Origin of the sequence: Bradyrhizobium sp. B124 (assembly GCF_038967635.1) — a bacterium.
Lineage (GTDB): Bacteria > Pseudomonadota > Alphaproteobacteria > Rhizobiales > Xanthobacteraceae > Bradyrhizobium.
On the sequence record NZ_CP152413.1, the window covers coordinates 4,277,274 to 4,292,472 of the forward strand.

At 65.2% G+C, this 15,199-nt stretch carries 16 protein-coding genes; 7 read left to right on the forward strand and 9 right to left on the reverse strand.

Annotated features, from left to right (window positions below; all coding sequences use genetic code 11):
* Window positions 1-13 precede the first annotated feature (13 nt).
* Window positions 14-955, forward strand: a complete 942-nt coding sequence (locus AAFG13_RS20570) for a DMT family transporter (protein WP_212316149.1) — start codon at window positions 14-16, stop codon at window positions 953-955.
* A gap of 18 nt (window positions 956-973) precedes the next feature.
* Here AAFG13_RS20570 and AAFG13_RS20575 read toward each other — a convergent pair whose 3' ends face one another.
* A complete protein-coding gene (locus AAFG13_RS20575) occupies window positions 974-1,930 on the reverse strand; it encodes a LysR family transcriptional regulator (protein WP_212316150.1) in 957 nt (318 codons plus the stop codon).
* Between the two features lie 144 nt (window positions 1,931-2,074).
* Here AAFG13_RS20575 and AAFG13_RS20580 point away from each other — a divergent pair, with 144 nt between their 5' ends.
* Entirely contained in the window at window positions 2,075-2,449 is a 375-nt protein-coding gene (locus tag AAFG13_RS20580; protein ID WP_342713365.1) for a nuclear transport factor 2 family protein, read from the forward strand.
* Between the two features lie 220 nt (window positions 2,450-2,669).
* Here AAFG13_RS20580 and AAFG13_RS20585 read toward each other — a convergent pair whose 3' ends face one another.
* Window positions 2,670-4,355 (reverse strand): methyl-accepting chemotaxis protein, encoded by a 1,686-nt coding sequence (locus AAFG13_RS20585; protein ID WP_212316154.1) that lies wholly within the window; start codon window positions 4,353-4,355, stop codon window positions 2,670-2,672.
* Window positions 4,356-4,624: 269 nt separating this feature from the next.
* Between AAFG13_RS20585 and AAFG13_RS20590 the strand changes: the two genes are divergently transcribed.
* From AAFG13_RS20590 to AAFG13_RS20605, 4 genes are all read left to right on the forward strand, one after another.
* The gene (locus tag AAFG13_RS20590) at window positions 4,625-5,668 is read left to right on the forward strand and encodes a C-terminal binding protein (RefSeq protein ID WP_212316156.1); all 1,044 of its coding nucleotides are present in this window, start codon (window positions 4,625-4,627) and stop codon (window positions 5,666-5,668) included.
* 144 nt (window positions 5,669-5,812) lie between these two features.
* On the forward strand, window positions 5,813-7,159 hold the full coding sequence (locus AAFG13_RS20595) for an extracellular solute-binding protein (protein WP_342713167.1): 1,347 nt from the start codon (window positions 5,813-5,815) through the stop codon (window positions 7,157-7,159).
* 131 nt (window positions 7,160-7,290) lie between these two features.
* The gene (locus tag AAFG13_RS20600; RefSeq protein ID WP_212316160.1) at window positions 7,291-8,247 is read left to right on the forward strand and encodes a sugar ABC transporter permease; all 957 of its coding nucleotides are present in this window, start codon (window positions 7,291-7,293) and stop codon (window positions 8,245-8,247) included.
* Window positions 8,240-9,136 (forward strand): carbohydrate ABC transporter permease, encoded by an 897-nt coding sequence (locus AAFG13_RS20605; RefSeq protein WP_342713168.1) that lies wholly within the window; start codon window positions 8,240-8,242, stop codon window positions 9,134-9,136. Before AAFG13_RS20600 ends, AAFG13_RS20605 begins: the two co-directional genes overlap by 8 nt.
* Before the next feature lie 171 nt (window positions 9,137-9,307).
* Here the strand turns inward: AAFG13_RS20605 and AAFG13_RS20610 are convergent, their stop codons facing one another.
* From AAFG13_RS20610 to AAFG13_RS20640, 7 genes are all read right to left on the reverse strand, one after another.
* Window positions 9,308-10,129 carry a TonB family protein gene (locus tag AAFG13_RS20610; RefSeq protein ID WP_342713169.1) on the reverse strand — a complete coding sequence of 274 codons (822 nt, stop codon included), beginning with the start codon at window positions 10,127-10,129 and terminating at the stop codon, window positions 9,308-9,310.
* A gap of 5 nt (window positions 10,130-10,134) precedes the next feature.
* Window positions 10,135-10,581 (reverse strand): TonB system transport protein ExbD, encoded by a 447-nt coding sequence (gene exbD / locus AAFG13_RS20615; RefSeq protein WP_342713170.1) that lies wholly within the window; start codon window positions 10,579-10,581, stop codon window positions 10,135-10,137.
* A gap of 3 nt (window positions 10,582-10,584) precedes the next feature.
* Window positions 10,585-11,322 carry a tonB-system energizer ExbB gene (gene exbB, locus AAFG13_RS20620; protein ID WP_342713366.1) on the reverse strand — a complete coding sequence of 246 codons (738 nt, stop codon included), beginning with the start codon at window positions 11,320-11,322 and terminating at the stop codon, window positions 10,585-10,587.
* Between the two features lie 73 nt (window positions 11,323-11,395).
* Window positions 11,396-11,905, reverse strand: a complete 510-nt coding sequence (gene hutX, locus AAFG13_RS20625) for a heme utilization cystosolic carrier protein HutX (RefSeq protein WP_342713367.1) — start codon at window positions 11,903-11,905, stop codon at window positions 11,396-11,398.
* Between the two features lie 11 nt (window positions 11,906-11,916).
* Complete coding sequence (locus tag AAFG13_RS20630; RefSeq protein WP_342713171.1) at window positions 11,917-12,249, reverse strand: antibiotic biosynthesis monooxygenase; 333 nt, start codon at window positions 12,247-12,249, stop codon at window positions 11,917-11,919.
* Window positions 12,250-12,384: 135 nt separating this feature from the next.
* The gene (locus AAFG13_RS20635) at window positions 12,385-14,733 is read right to left on the reverse strand and encodes a TonB-dependent hemoglobin/transferrin/lactoferrin family receptor (RefSeq protein WP_342713172.1); all 2,349 of its coding nucleotides are present in this window, start codon (window positions 14,731-14,733) and stop codon (window positions 12,385-12,387) included.
* Window positions 14,734-14,845: 112 nt separating this feature from the next.
* On the reverse strand, window positions 14,846-15,067 hold the full coding sequence (locus AAFG13_RS20640) for a hypothetical protein (RefSeq protein WP_212316172.1): 222 nt from the start codon (window positions 15,065-15,067) through the stop codon (window positions 14,846-14,848).
* On the opposite strand from AAFG13_RS20640, the gene AAFG13_RS20645 reads away from it, so the two are divergent.
* Window positions 14,985-15,191, forward strand: a complete 207-nt coding sequence (locus AAFG13_RS20645; RefSeq protein WP_342713173.1) for a hemin uptake protein HemP — start codon at window positions 14,985-14,987, stop codon at window positions 15,189-15,191. The genes AAFG13_RS20640 and AAFG13_RS20645 overlap by 83 nt on opposite strands.
* Window positions 15,192-15,199: the final 8 nt, after the last annotated feature.

The following is a 15,199-nucleotide window of genomic DNA, read 5'->3' on the forward strand; positions in this document are numbered from 1 at the left end:
CATCCACCCGATAATGACCGCCTTGCCCGCACCTGCCACATCCCCGCGCTATCAGCCGCTGCACTGGCTCAACAACCAGCCTTATCTGCTGCTGAGCCTGACGTCGCTGTTCTGGGCCGCCAATATCGTGCTGGCGCGGCATGTCGGCAGCCATGTGCCGCCGGTCACGCTGACCACGATCCGCTGGTTCGGCGTGTTCCTGATCCTGCTGCCGTTCGCCTGGCCGCATCTGAAGGAGGACTGGCCGAAGCTGCGCAAGGCGCTGCCGCTGATGCTGCTGTTGTCCGCGGTCGGCTTCGCGTTCAACAACGCGATCTCCTACTGGGCGATGCAATATACCGAGGCGTTGAACGCGCTCTTGATCCAGTCGGCGGGGCCGCTGTTCGTGGCGCTGTGGTCGCTGATCCTGTTCGGCGTCCGGTTGACGCCGGCGCAGCTTGCCGGCATCGCGATCTCGCTGGCCGGCGTGCTGACCATCATCCTGCGCGGCGATTTCTCGGCGCTCGCCAGCATCAGCTTCAACCGCGGTGACATCATGTTCGGCGCCTCGCTGGTGTCGTTCGGACTCTATTCGGCGCTGATCCCGCGGCGGCCGAAAATCCATCAGCTCTCGCTGATCTCGTTCACCACCTGCTGCGGTGCGCTGATGCTGTTGCCGATGGCGGTCTGGGAATTCTTAAACGGCGTGACGCTGAAGCTCGACGTTCTGACCTTTGCCACGCTGGGCTACACGCTGATCTTCCCGTCCACGCTCGCCTATCTGTTCTTCAACCGCGGCGTCGCATTGATCGGCCCGAACCGCGCGGCGCCGTTCTTCCATCTGGTGCCGGTGTTCGGCTCGGCGATGGCGATCCTGCTGCTCGGCGAGACGCTCGCACCGTACCATCTGATCGGCTACGCGCTGGTGCTCGCCGGCGTCATCATCGCTTCGCGGCAAGGATCCGCGAAGGGTTAGCCGACGCCGCGGATACGGCTAGCCTGCCTTGCGCAAGCCGGCGGATTTGCGCGGCGATTGTGGCTTTGCCGCCAGCGTTTCCGTGATGAAGTCGATGAACCGCCTCACCTTGGCCGGCACGTGGCTACGCGAGGCGTAATAGACGTAGAGCGGAAAACGCTCGTCGGGCCAGTCCGGAAACAGCTCGATCAGCGCGCCGCTCCGCAGGTGATCGTCGAGGCCGAGATCAATCACCTGCGCGATGCCGAAGCCGGCCAGGCAAGCGCCGAGCTTGGTTCCTGAATCGGTCACGGTGAGCCGCCCGTTGACCGCGACCGGCACGACCTCGCCGCCGCGCCAAAACTCCCAATCGAAAGGACGCCCGGTCGCCGCGTCGATGGCCAGGATGCACTGATGATCGCGGCTCGCCAGCTCCCGCGGATCAAGCGGCCGGCCATGTCGTTCGAGATAGTTCGGCGAGGCCACGGTGAGCACGCGCGCATCGAGGACGCGGCGCGCAATCAGCGCCGACGGCGCCGGCTCGCCGAAACGCACCGCCAGGTCAAAACCGTCGCTGACCAGATCCGCGATCCGGTCGCGGGTCTCGATGCGCAGCTCCATGCCTGGATTCTGCAGCAGGAACTCGCTCAGCTTCGGCGACAGCACCATGCGGGAGAACAGCGGGTCGACATTGACCCGCAGCCTGCCGCGGACCGCGTCGCGCGATTTCGAGGTCTCCGCCGCCGCCTCGCCGATCCCGGCCAGATGGGCGGCGACCCGTTCGACCAGCGCGCGTCCTTCCTCGGTGAGCTCGACGGCGCGGCTGGTGCGGTGAACCAGCCTGGCATCGAGGCGCGCCTCGAGCTTGGCGATCGCCTTGCTGACCCCGGATTGCGTCATGCCGAGCCGTGCGGCGGCCCGGCCAAAACTGCGCGCATCCGCCAGCGCCGCGAGGACCACCAGGCCGCCAACCAGCCGACCGTCAACTTCGTCCATGCCGATGCCTCTCAGTCATCCAAGAGATGACCGCCCAGTCGTAGCACTCCGCCACCATATCGGCCACTGTCGGCGCAGATCACCGGCTCGATCCGGTGAGACCACCGCCACATCATCCGCTACGGAGATCTTGCAACGAGCGACATCCAGGCCATCGCATCCGCGATCGATGGATATTTCAACCTGATGTATGACGTCGACGATAGCCGGTTCCGCGACGTCTTCTCCGATGCCTGCATCGTGCACGGCATCCGGGACGGCAAGCACACGGTGCGGTCGGCCGCGGAATTTCGCGACTTTATCCGCAGCCGTCCCTCGCCGGCGTCGATGAAATCGCCGCGCGATGAGGCCATCATCAGCATCGACCAGACCGCGTCCGATCTGGCCATCGCCAAGGTGCGCGTCAGGGCCGGCCAAACCGGCTTCATCGATCATCTCGTGTTTCATCGGATCGACGGCAGGTGGCTCATCACCACCAAGGCGTTTCACGTCGCGCAGGTCTTCCCGGCGGGATTGTAGCGTCGCCCACGGCTGGTTTTCGGAATATTAGAAATGTGACACTGATTTGCCCGACGTGTCAAGTCGGCTGGTCGCACGCCGGCCGTCACCGGCTACTTTGCATGGGGTTGTTTTCGATATTTTTGGCAGCGCGCCCCTGCAAAGCCTGCCAATTCCGTCACAGTCGTGGAATGCGCTGGGTGGGTTGCGCTTCGCAAGCTAACCCACCCTACCCGATCCGTTACGCCGCACGCACCTTCTGCAGGAACTCGTCGACCGCGTTGCGCAGCATCCCCGACTGGGTGTCGAGCTCGCGCGCATTCGACAGCACGTCGCCGGCCGCGGTGCCGGTTGCGGCGGCCGCGGTGGTGACGCCGCCGATATGGGCGGAGATCTCGCTCGAGCCGGCTGCGACCTGCTGAATGTTGCGCGCGATTTCGCGCGTCGCATCGCCCTGCTGGTCGATCGCGGTCGAGATCGAGGCCGTGATCTCGCTCATCTGCGCGATGGTCGCGGTGATGCCGCCGATCGAGGTCACCGCCTCGCCGGTCGAAGCCTGCATCGCCGCGACCTGCGCCGAGATCTCCTCGGTCGCCTTCGCGGTCTGGTTGGCCAGCGCCTTCACCTCGGAGGCGACCACCGCGAAGCCGCGGCCGGATTCGCCGGCGCGCGCCGCCTCGATGGTGGCGTTGAGCGCGAGCAAGTTCGTCTGGGCGGCGATCGAGTGGATCAGCTTGACCACCTCGCCGATCTTCTCGGCGCCGGTCGAGAGCGCCTGCACGGTCGCATTGGTGCGCTCGGCATCGGCCACCGCCTGGCTAGCGACCTCGCTGGAGCGGGCCACCTGGCGGGAGATTTCCGCAACGGAGCTGGAGAGCTCTTCGGCCGCCGCGGCGACGGTGCCGACATTGTTGGAGGCAGAGTCGGAGGCGGCACCCACGGTCGCGGCCCGCGCGCTGGCGTCGCTGGCGGTTGCGGTCATCGACTGCGCCGTGGTCTGCATGCCGGCGGCGGCGGAGGCCACGGTGCGGACGATGCCGTTCACGCTGCGCTCGAAATCGCTGGCAAGGTCCTGCATCGCGCTGCGCCGCTCGGCGGTGGCGCGCGCCTGCGTCTCGGCCTCGGCCTGCTCGAGGCCGCGGATACGGATCGCATTGTCCTTGAAGACCTGCACGGTAGCCGCCATCCCGCCGACCTCGTCGCCACGGCCGACGCCGGGAATGTCACCGTCGAGCTTGCCGTCCGCGATGTCGCGCATGCGCGCACCAAGGAGGTTCAGCGGCCGGGAAATGCTGCGCCCGATCAGCCAGGCGACCGAACTCGAGATGATGCCGATGCCGATGATCGCGAGCCCGAGCAACCAGGCAATGGGACGCATCTTGGCGTCGATATCGTCGAGATAGGCGCCAGTACCGAGATACATATCGAAGCCAGGCACTGCGACCGCGTAACCAAGCTTCCGGATCGGCGTCTCTTGACCAGGCTTCACGTATTCATAGAACAGCAGAATCTCGCCCTTCGCCTTCACGCCATCCATCAGCTCCTGCGACAGCTTGCGGCCATTGGTCACGACGTCCATCCGGTTGGTGCCAACCTGCTTCGGATCGGGTGCCAGCACCGTGATGCCGTTGTAGTCCGTGCCGAACAGATAGCCCGAGCCGTTATCGTAGGTCATCGCGTTACCGCGCTTGCCCAACTCGGCCAGTGCCGCTTCCTTGGTCATCTTTCCGGCGTCGACATCCTTCTTCAGGCTCGCTGCCATGTTCCTGGCCATATCGACCATGGCCTTGGCCTGGTCGATGCGCGCATTCGTCATCTCACGCTGCATCAGATTGATCGCCAGGATGCCGGCCGCGCACAGGCCGAGGAGCGCCACCCCCACCAGAATGCCGAGCTTGGGGGTGATTTTCAGATTTGACAACTTCACGGGGATCTCCAGAAGAGGCGGGGAACGCGACGCGATTGGCGGATTGATTCCGCTCACCGTAATGTGAGACCCTTTACCTGATGGTTACGGAGGTTCCCCGTAGAAGCCCGGAGAATCGGGCCGCGGACCAACCGGCAATTGTGGAGAGAACAGCGCCGCTCGCGTAGAAGTAGGGACAGCGGTGGTCCAGGCCGCGCTCCGACAAGCAAGAACATCAAGAAGCAAACCAGCAAGAAGCAAGAACAGAAGACCTCAATCGGGAGCAGACAATGTCGAAATTCAGGGTGGTGACGCCGAAGGGCGCGAGCTTCACGGTCGCCGGCGGCGGCTATGATTATGAGCGCGAGGCGCTCGATCCGATCGGCGCCGAGATCGTCGAGGCGCCGGCCAACGAGGCCGAATTCATCGCGGCCGCGCGCACCGCGGACGCGATCTACGCCAAGGGCATGCCGATCACCAAGGCGGTGATCGATGCGCTGGAGAACTGCAAGGTGATCACGCTCGGCAGCGTCGGCGTCGACTCGGTCGACGTCAAGGCCGCGACCGCCCGCGGCATCCCCGTCACCAACATCCCCGACACCTTCATCGAGGAGGTTGCCGACCACGCCATGATGCTACTGCTCGCAGGCTTCCGCCGCCTGATCGAGCAGGACAAGATGGTGCGCTCAGGCCGCTGGGCCGAGGGCCGCCCGGCGCTCCTGAAGATTCCACGGCTGATGGGCCAGACGCTCGGCTTCATCTCGTTCGGCCGCGTCGCCCGCGCGGTGGCCAAGCGCGCCGCGCCGTTCGGCCTCAGGATGGTGGCCTACGATCCCTTCATCCAGGAAACGCTGATGTACGACCACGGCGTGATTCCCTCGACGCTGTCGGAGGTGCTGTCGCAGTCGGATTTCGTCTCGATGCACGCCCCGGCGCGGCCCGAAGTGCATCACATGCTGACCGAGAAGCATTTTCGTCAGATGAAAAAATCGGCCATCTTCATCAACACCGGCCGCGGCGCCACCGTCGACGAGGAATCGCTGATCAAGGCGCTGCAGGAGGGCTGGATCGCCCACGCCGCGCTCGACGTGCTGGAGAAGGAGCCGCCGTCGCACAACAATCCGATGCTCGGGATGGACAATGTTACCTTGACCGCCCATGTCGCCTCGGCATCGGCACGTTTTGACGAGGCGCGCAAGCGCCGGGTGGGCTACGAATTGTCACTAGTGCTGCAAGGCATGTGGCCGGTAAGCTGCGTCAACCCGTCGGTGCTGCAAGACACCGCGCTGCGCCGCTGGCAGCCCGTCAGCATGGATCGCGGTCCGAACAGCTGAGGCGGGAATGCGCTTTTCGCGCGAGGGCCCGTCATGCGGGCCCTTTGCGTGGCGGGCGCACCGAGACCACAAGACCCTTCACCGGCGGCCAACGCCGGGAAGGAACAATAACAACGAAACAATAAGAACGGGAGTGCGAACGACATGAAGTATGAGATCACGCGTCGCGACGCGCTGGCGCTGGGGGCGTCCGCGGCGGCACTGGCGGTCACCGGGGCTTCGGCGCAGGACGCATCGAAAGTGAAGGCTGCCGACGTGGCGGCGCCGTCGCTGCCGATCGAGAAGGGCGCGACCCTGCGCATGTTGCGGCCAGTGCGCTTCGTCCAGGCCGACGAAGACGTGTTCCGCGCCAATGCCAAGCGATTCACCGACAAGACCGGCGTCGAGGTCAAGGTCGACTTCGTCGGCTGGGAAGACATCAATCAGCAAACCGCGGTGACCTCGAACTCCGGCGCCGGTCCCGACATCATCATCGGCTTCGGCGACGCGCCGCATATCTATATCGACAAGCTGATCGAATTGACCGACGTCGCCGACTATCTCGACAAGCGCTACGGCGGGTGGCTGACACTCGCGAAACGCTACGGCATGCGCTCGAAGTCGAAGAGCTGGGTCGGCCTGCCGTTCGGCGCCTCGGGCGGCCCGCTGGTCTACCGCAAGTCGCTGGTCAACGCGGCCGGCTTCGACAAGGTGCCGGAAGACCACGCCGGCATTCTCGAGCTCTGCAAGAAGCTGAAGGCGGCCGGCAAGCCGGCGGGCTTCGCGCTTGGCAACGCCGTCGGCGACGGCAACGGCTTCGCCAACTGGCTGTTGTGGTCGCACAACGCCGCGCTGCTCGATGAGGAAGGCAATATCATCATCAACAGCAAGGAGACCATCGCCGCGCTGAAATATTTGAAGGAACTCTATCCGACCTTCATCGCCGGCACGCCCTCCTGGAACGACGTCTCCAACAACCGCGCCTACTCGTCGCAGGAGATCGGCCTGACCGCCAACGGCGTCTCGCTGTACTTCTCGCTGAAGAACGATCCCGCGACCAAGGCGGTCGCCGACGACACCGAGCATCAGTTCCTGCCCAAGGGATTGGCGACGACCTCGCCGATGTCCGGCCTGACGCTGAATGCGATGGTGTTCAAGCACAGCCCCTATCCCAACGCGGCGAAGGCGTTCCTGCAATTCATGCTAGAAAAGGAGCAGTACGAGCCGTGGCTCAACGCCAACTCCGGCTACTGGTCGCAGCCGCTCGCGGCCTACGCGGACGCTGCGGTGTGGTCGGGCGATCCCAAGGTCGCGATCTTCAAGGACACGATGAAGAGCCCCTATTACAACGGCTACAAGGGGCCGATCTCGACCGCGACCGGTGCCGTCAACGCCGACTATGTGCTGGTGCAGATGTGCGCCTCGGTGGCGACCGACGCGGCAACACCGGAAGCCGCCGCCGCGGAAGCCGAGCAGCGCGCCAAGCGGTACTTCCGGCGGCAGGGCCGGTAACGCCGGTCATTGAACCGTAGACCTGGACCAACCGTCATTGCGAGCGAAGCGAAGCAATCCATAGTTCCACCAGGAGAATGGATTGCTTCGTCGCTTCGCTCCCCGCAATGACGGCAGCGGACGAGCATTCAATGTCTGTAACGACACTACCTACACGGGGACAAGTGCTGCGCCAGCCGGGCTGGCTCGCACGGCTGTTCGACTACAAGCCGTTCCTGATCGTGATGTGCCTTGCACCCGCGGTCGGCCTGCTGCTGGTGTTCCTCACCTATCCGCTCGGCCTCGGCATCTGGCTCGCCTTCACCGACACCACAATTGGCCAGCGCGGCGTCTATATCGGGCTCGAGAACTTCCAGTATCTGCTCAAGGATCCCTTGTGGTGGAACGCGGTGTTCTACTCGATCTTCTATACCGCGGTCGCGACCTTCGGAAAATTCGCGCTCGGCTTCTGGCTGGCGCTGCTGCTCAACAACCATTTTCCATTCAAGAGCCTGATCCGCGCCATCGTGCTGCTGCCATGGATCGTGCCGACGGTGCTCTCCGCGCTGGCATTCTGGTGGATCTACGATCCGCAGTTCTCGATCATCTCCTATCTCCTGGTCGACGTGCTGCACCTGCGCGACAGCAATGTCGACTTCCTCGGCTCGCCCTGGCCGGCGCGGTTCTCGCTGATCGCGGCCAATATCTGGCGCGGCATCCCGTTCGTCGCGATCTCGCTGCTGGCCGGGCTGCAGACCATCTCGCCTTCGCTCTACGAGGCGGCGATGCTCGACGGCGCCACCTCCTGGCAGCGCTTCCGCTACATCACCTTCCCGATGATGATGCCGATCCTCGCGATCGTGATGACGTTCTCGATCATCTTCACCTTCACCGATTTCCAGCTCGTCTACGCCATCACCCGCGGCGGCCCGGTCAATTCGACCCATTTGCTCGCGACGCTGGCGTTCCAGCGCGGCATCGCCGGCGGCGAGCTCGGCGAGGGTGCCGCGATCGCGGTCTCGATGATCCCGTTCCTCGTATTCGCGACGTTGTTCAGCTACTTCGGCCTCGCCCGCCGCAAATGGCAGCAGGGAGAAGCCAATGACTGACGTTGCAGCCCAATCCTCCAACGTCGCCAGCGCCGCACCCGACACGATGGCGTGGGATTCCCGCGCCCGGCGCGTGGTGATGATCTATCTGCCGCTCGCCTGCTTCATCCTGATCCTGCTGTTCCCGTTCTACTGGATGGCGATCACCTCGTTCAAACCGAACGCGGAGCTCCTGAACTACAAGGAGCACAATCCGTTCTGGATCACCTCGCCGACGCTCGCGCATGTCAAGCATCTGTTGTTCGACACCTCGTATCCGCGCTGGCTGAAGACCACCATGCTGGTGGCGATCGGCTCGACCTTCCTGTCGCTGTTCGCCTCGACGCTCGCAGCCTACGCGATCGAACGGCTGCGCTTCCGCGGCAGCCCCTATGTCGGACTCGGCATCTACCTCGCCTATCTGGTGCCGCCGTCGATCCTGTTCATTCCGCTCGCCACCGTGATCGTGCAGTTCGGCCTGTTCGATTCACCGTTGGCGCTGATCCTGGTCTATCCGACCTTCCTGGTGCCGTTCTGCACCTGGCTGCTGATCGGCTATTTCAAGTCGATCCCCTACGAGCTCGAGGAATGCGCGCTGGTCGACGGCGCGACGCGGCTGCAGATCCTGTGGCGGATCACGCTGCCGCTCGCGGTACCCGGCCTGATCTCGGCCGGCATCTTCTCCTTCACGCTATCCTGGAACGAGTTCATCTACGCGCTCGCCTTCATCCAGAGCGGCGCCAACAAGACCGTGCCGGTCGCGATCCTGACCGAGCTCATCACCGGCGACGTCTACCAGTGGGGCGCGCTGATGGCCGGCTCCCTGCTCGGCTCGCTGCCGGTCGCGCTGTTCTATTCGCTGTTCGTCGACTACTACGTCTCGTCGCTGACCGGCGCGGTGAAGGAGTAGCGGGGCCCCCGCGTATTGAAGCGAACTCAATCTATCTCCGTCACCCTGGAGAGCGCGTAGCGCGTCTCGAAGGGTCGACGGCTACTAGCGGGGCCGTGCATCCTTCGAGGCTCGCTCCGCTCGCACCTCAGGATGACGGGGATAGGGCGCGCCTCGCTGCAATGTCGGACGCTACCGCGGCACGAACGCGACCGGCACGCTGAAGCCCATCGAGCCTTGCGTGACCTCGGGTGGAAACGCCGGAAACGGCTGGGCCTGGCGCACCATCGCCAGCGCCCGCGCGTCGAAGGTCGGATTGCCGGACAAGCCGCCGAGATGGCTCGACAGCACCTGCCCGCCACGGCCGAGCGTGAACACCAGGCGGACCACGCCGCGCTGGCCGTTGCCGCCGGCCGGATAGGAGTGGAAGCGTAAGAGATGCGCGCGGACGCGTGCGTTGTAGGCTGCGATCGCCGATGCGGCTGCGCCAGCGCTGATCGCCGATTCCGCCGGCGCCTGGCGTTCGGCGCGGCTCGGCGCGCTGGTGCGCGGTGCCGGCGTCGCCTCGGACGGCTTCCTTGCTTCCCGGCGGACCACTTTCGGCTTGATCGGTTCGGGCTTCCGCTCCGGAACGACCTCCGTGGGCTCGGGCTTCGGTGGCGTGGCCTGGAGCTTCTGCTCCGGCGGCGCCGTCACCTCGGGCTTCTCCTGCAGCGGCGTCGGCGCGATCTCCTGCTGCACGGCCTGCGCGGCGGCAGGCTCCGGCCGCGCGGCGTCAGCCTCCTGCATCGCCGGGCCCGGCGGCAGCTCGGTCTCGGAAATCGCCGGCGCCGAGGTGATCGGCGTCAGGTCGATCAGCACCGCCGGCACCGCGACGCCCGGCGGCGGCGCCGAGACCCAGGTGACGCCGAGCGCAAGCAGCGCCGCATGCGCTGCCAGAATCGCGGCCGCCGACAGGCCCCACCGCCGCAGCCTGATGTCGTCGCCCGCATCATGAAGCGCATACGCGTTCATCGAAATCAGCTGCGCCCGTCGAGGCCGACCAGCGCGATCTTGAGATAGCCGGCATTGCGCAACAGGTTCATCACCTCCATCAGGTCGCCATAGCTGACGGCCTTGTCGGCACGCAGGAAGATGCGCTCGTCCTTCTTGCCCTGCGTAGCGCCGTCGAGGGTCGCGGTCAGCGCGTCGCGTGCGATCACGTCCTCGCCGACGGCGACCGAGAGGTCGGGCTTCACCGTGACGAACACCGGCTTGTCCGGCCGCGGCTGCGGCTCGGCGGTCGAGGCCGGCAGGTCGACGCCGAGATCGACGGTCGCCAGCGGCGCCGCCACCATGAAGATGATCAGCAGCACCAGCATGACGTCGATGAACGGCGTGACGTTGATCTCATGCGCCTCGATCAAGTCGTCGTCGCCGCGACGCCGGCCGCCGAACGCACCGCCAGAGCCAAGCTTCGCGCCCATCCCCTACTCCGCGGCGCGCGCCAGCCGGAACAGGCTGCGATCGCCCTCGCGGCTGACCAGCAGCATCACCGTGACCGAGGCGTCGCCGAGCAGCGCGCGGTAGGCCGCGATCGAACGCGTCAGGTGATTGTAGATCACGACCGCCGGAATCGCGGCCACCAGACCGAGCGCGGTCGCAAGCAGCGCCTCCGCGATTCCAGGCGCGACCACCGCGAGATTGGTGGTGTGGGCCTCGGAGATGCCGATGAAGGCATTCATGATGCCCCACACCGTACCGAACAGGCCGACGAACGGCGCGGTGGCGCCGATGGTGGCGAGCACGCCGGTGCCGCGCGCGATCTGCCGCGACATCGCCGCCTCCACGCGCTCCAGCCGCAGCGCGATGCGCTCTTTGAAGCCGTCGTCGAACATGCCGCCGGAGAGCGCGGCTTCGCGCGACGCCGACTGCACGATCTGCGCCACCGCATCGCTGCCGTCGCGGCTGGCCTGCTCGACCTCGGCAAGCTGCGTGTCGCGCTCGAGCAGCCCGATCCGTTGCCGCGCAAGCGTCGTCTTGCGGCGGATCTCGACGGTCTTGGCGAGCCAGACCGTCCAGGTCACGAGCGAGGCGAAGGCCAGGCCGATCATCACCGCCTTCACGACGATGTCGGCGCTCTCGAACATGCCCCAGGGCGAGAGATTGCGCGGCAGCAGCGCGGCGTCGGTGGCGGCAAGGCACGCGCCCGGCAGCATTCCGAACATGGCGCACGCCAACGACGCGATGCGTTGCCCAAGCCTGCGATGCGACATGGTCGCCTCCCGTCCTTCGTCGGTCTCAGCTCGCTCTCGGTGCGATGCGGTCCGCCAGCGCGTGGAAGCGCGCCAGCTGGTCGCCGCGCAACGCGCGCGTCTCGTCGCGGCCGACGAACACCTTGAACATGATGCCGCCATCGAGATTGATGAAGGCGATGAAGGCCGACACCTTGCCCATGAAGGGCCGCTCGACGAACGCGATCGCCGCACAGCGCTCATGCCTGAGATGGCCGTGCAGGCCCTTCGGCTGCATCAGGTTGAAATAGCCGCGGCCCACTTCGCCTTTCGGAATGCCGCCGGTGAACTCGAAAATCGCGTCATCGGTGTGCACGATCAGCGTCACCTCGCCCCATTCCGCGATGTCCTGCATCGCGGCGGCAAACTCGCCGGCCCCGATCCGCACCATGCTGTCGGGCAGCGCCTCGAGCACCGCGCGCGGCGTCACCTTGCGCTCGCGCGCGACGTCCTCGATCACAGCGCCGGGATTGTCGGCCATGTAGGCCTTCAACCCGGCAAGCTCCGCGTTCTGCACGGCCGCCTCCGTCACGCCGAGCTCTTGGCGCGCTCGGTGATCAGCACCTCAAAGCCTTCGAATCTGGGATGACCGAGATAGAGGCTGCCGCCGGTCTCGTTGCCGGCGCGGGAATGGGCACGCCGGAACGCATCGGACTTGGTCCAGTCCTCGAACGCCGCCTTGCTGGCCCACACCGTGTGGGTCGCATAGAGCGTGTGATCCTCGGCCTCGGGCCCCTTCACGAGGTGAAATTCGATGAATCCCGGCAGATCGCCGAGATAGGATTCGCGGGTCTTCCAGACCGTCTCGAACGCCTGTTCCTTGCCCTTGATCACCTGAAACCGGTTCATTGCGATGAACATGAAAGCCTTCTCCTGTTTGGCGGCGGATGCACGGGATCCTGCCGATTGATCTCGTTGATAACATGAATACGCCAACGCCGCGCTGGGGCACCAGCGCGGCCGGAGCAACCTGGATGGAATGATCGGCTCGTCGCGTTACGCTCCACCTAGGTGAATCCTGAGCCCGGCCTTGTAGACGGTGCCCGGACCGGGGCTCGAGAACAGCACGTCGTTCTGCGTCGTGCCGTCGCTCGAGGAGCCCGGGATCGCATAGGGCCGGTAGTACTGGTTCAAGAGATTGTCGACCGACGCCGTGAAGGTGATGTCCTTGGTGGCGTTCCAGGTCAGATAGAGGTTGACCAGCTCGTAGCCGGTCGACGGCAGATAGCCCGCCGGCAAATCGTTGTTGGCGCCGAACGAGGACCATTGCGCGGCAATGATCAGCGTGCGGTCGAGCAGGCGCACGCCGCCAGTCGTCGTCACCTTGCGCGGCGTGATGGTGGCGAGCCCGACATCGGTCCCGGTGTTCCGGCCGCGCATCAGATGGCCGGCGACCCCCACGAACCAGTCGCCCGCATCATACATCGTCTCGAGCTCAAAACCCTCGATGCGGGCGTGCGCGATGTTCTGGTACTGGTAGAACTGGCTGAAGCGTCCGAACGGCGTCGTTGTCGGCGCCGACGGAACGAGGTCGATATAGCCGTCGACGTCGTTGTGGAACACGTTGATCTTGCCGCGGAATGAATCGTTCGCGGTGAAGATGCCGTCATACTTCAGATTGATGCCGGCTTCCTTGTTCTTGCCGACCTCGGGCCGCAGCGCCGCATTGGGCAGGAAGCAGAACAGGCCGCTGGTGCCGTCGGGGCAGTTGAACAGCGCCGGCCCGCCGCCGGTGGCGTGGCCGCCCGAGATCAGGGTCTCGGTGATCGACGGCGCGCGATAGCCTTCGGCATAGCTCACATAGGGCGTGAAGCCGGTCACCGGCGTGACGCCGACCGTGATCTTCGGCGACAGCCGGTCGCCGCTGGTCGTGGTGTTGATCGAGGTGAGCTCGTAGTGGTCGTAGCGGACCGCACTGACGAGTTCGAGCCAGGTCGAATAGTTCTGCTTCAACTGCACGAAGCCGCCGGACACCGTGCGCTGGCCGCCGGGCGTGGTGATGTTGGAATTGCCGTGGGAGTCGAAAGTCTCGACATCGTCGCGGAAGGCGTCGAAGCCGTAGGTCACAGCGTTGCGCCAGTCGCCGAAATTGAACCGCGAGGTGTTGTTGACGTCCAGCCCGACGGTGTCGAGCGAATAGCCGCGCTTGTCGCCGACGCAGCCGGAGATGTTGTTGCCGGGATTGGCCAGCGTGCAGACGCCGCCGCCTGACGTGATGCGGTTGTTGTAGGTCTTGACCTGGTCGTTGTCGGTGCGGTTGCCGTAGACCGAGATGTTCCAGTCGAACAACATGTCGTCGGGCTTGGAATATCGCCAGCTCAGCGTACCCGTGTAATTCCTTGCATCGGAGGCGTAGACGGAGGAGCCCGCGATCGCCGCCAGCGGCGCCGCCATCGTGGTCGGGCCGCGGTTTTGCTGACCGATATTGTACTGGTAATCCTGAAAGACGCCGCCGATCTTGAACTCGTGGCCTTCGGCCGGGCGGATCGTCACCTTCATCAGGCCGGCCGCGATATCGTTGCCGGTGTTGCCGATCTCGGTGCCGGCGCCATCCTTGTAGTTGCTCTGGGTGCGGTAGACCGCGCCGCCGAACACATCGACATTCGGATCGGCGCGCACGCCGCCGAACACCGAACCCATGCCGCGGTCCTTGTTGCTGCCATAGGACCCCGACATGTCGACGCCCCAGCGTTCGCCGGGACGCACCACGTCGTCGATATCCTTGGTGCGGAACGAGACCACGCCGCCGATCGCGCCGGAGCCGTAGATGTTCGCGGTCGGGCCGCGCACCACGTCGACGCCGCCGATCAATTCGGGATCGAGGAAGAAGGAGCCGTTGGCGTTGTGGCCGGTGCGCTGATAGTTCTGCCGCGCGCCGTCGACCACGACCGCGACGCGGCCGAAGTCCTGCAGGCCGCGGATGTTGATCACCGTCGCCGGATCGTCGCCGCGCTCCTGGAACGAGACGCCGGGCACGTTATAGAAGATGTCGGAGACCCGGTTCGGCTGCAGGCCCTGAATCTTCTCCAGCGTGACGGAGCTGACCGGCGCCAGCGCGTCGATCGCGCGCTCTTCGGTCTTGGAGGCGACCGCCGTGATGGTGTCGAGCGATTGCACCGGCACCGCGCCGATCTGCGCGCGCGCATTCATCGCAGGCGACGCCGCCGCCTGCGGGTTGGCCGCAGGCTTCGGCTTGCGTTGGGCCTGCTTCGGCCGCTCGGTCGCGGGACGCGCAGCCGACGCATCGGCGGTTTGCGCCAACCCACTTGCCGGCAGCGCTGCCGAAAATGAAAACACCGACGCACCCAACATCAAGGCGCGCGAAACCCTAGCCCCGTCAGCCATTCTAGCCCCAGCCCGATCATCGCTTTTCTGGTTTGGCTGGCGTGCGCTCCACCGAGCGGCTTGCTGGCTACGTTGCGATGCAAGCCACAAGCCTGCATCGTGTGATGACTGGTTACGAGCCGGCAACAAAACGGTCAAGAATGCGGCGGCGTTGTTTACATCGATTGTAAAGTGCAGCCGTTGGAATGCGCCTTCGCCCGCTTATACAAGCAAGCATCATTTGAAGATTTCGAAAGCGCAGCACCACGAGCATGTCGGCCACTTCCGGAGACAACATCGGCGCGGCGGGAAAACAGGACGTATCGGCGTCCGACGCGGCCAAAACGCTCATCATGCACGGGAATCGCCTCGACAGCCGCGACCTGTTCGCGACCGAGCGCGAGATCATCATCATGCATGGCGAAGAGCATTACCGCTTGCGGTTGACCTCGCAGAACAAGTTGATCCTGACCAAGTGACGCCCCCG

Coding starts and splice junctions, on each gene's coding strand:
- AAFG13_RS20570 (WP_212316149.1), top strand. CDS start 14: ATGACCGCCTTGCCCGCACCTGCCACATCCCCGCGCTATCAGCCGCTG.
- AAFG13_RS20575 (WP_212316150.1), bottom strand. CDS start 1,930: ATGGACGAAGTTGACGGTCGGCTGGTTGGCGGCCTGGTGGTCCTCGCG.
- AAFG13_RS20590 (WP_212316156.1), top strand. CDS start 4,625: ATGTCGAAATTCAGGGTGGTGACGCCGAAGGGCGCGAGCTTCACGGTC.
- AAFG13_RS20595 (WP_342713167.1), top strand. CDS start 5,813: ATGAAGTATGAGATCACGCGTCGCGACGCGCTGGCGCTGGGGGCGTCC.
- AAFG13_RS20600 (WP_212316160.1), top strand. CDS start 7,291: ATGTCTGTAACGACACTACCTACACGGGGACAAGTGCTGCGCCAGCCG.
- AAFG13_RS20605 (WP_342713168.1), top strand. CDS start 8,240: ATGACTGACGTTGCAGCCCAATCCTCCAACGTCGCCAGCGCCGCACCC.
- AAFG13_RS20610 (WP_342713169.1), bottom strand. CDS start 10,129: ATGAACGCGTATGCGCTTCATGATGCGGGCGACGACATCAGGCTGCGG.
- exbD (WP_342713170.1), bottom strand. CDS start 10,581: ATGGGCGCGAAGCTTGGCTCTGGCGGTGCGTTCGGCGGCCGGCGTCGC.
- exbB (WP_342713366.1), bottom strand. CDS start 11,322: ATGTTCGGAATGCTGCCGGGCGCGTGCCTTGCCGCCACCGACGCCGCG.
- AAFG13_RS20630 (WP_342713171.1), bottom strand. CDS start 12,249: ATGTTCATCGCAATGAACCGGTTTCAGGTGATCAAGGGCAAGGAACAG.
- AAFG13_RS20635 (WP_342713172.1), bottom strand. CDS start 14,733: ATGGCTGACGGGGCTAGGGTTTCGCGCGCCTTGATGTTGGGTGCGTCG.
- AAFG13_RS20645 (WP_342713173.1), top strand. CDS start 14,985: ATGTCGGCCACTTCCGGAGACAACATCGGCGCGGCGGGAAAACAGGAC.
- AAFG13_RS20640 (WP_212316172.1), bottom strand. CDS start 15,067: ATGATGAGCGTTTTGGCCGCGTCGGACGCCGATACGTCCTGTTTTCCC.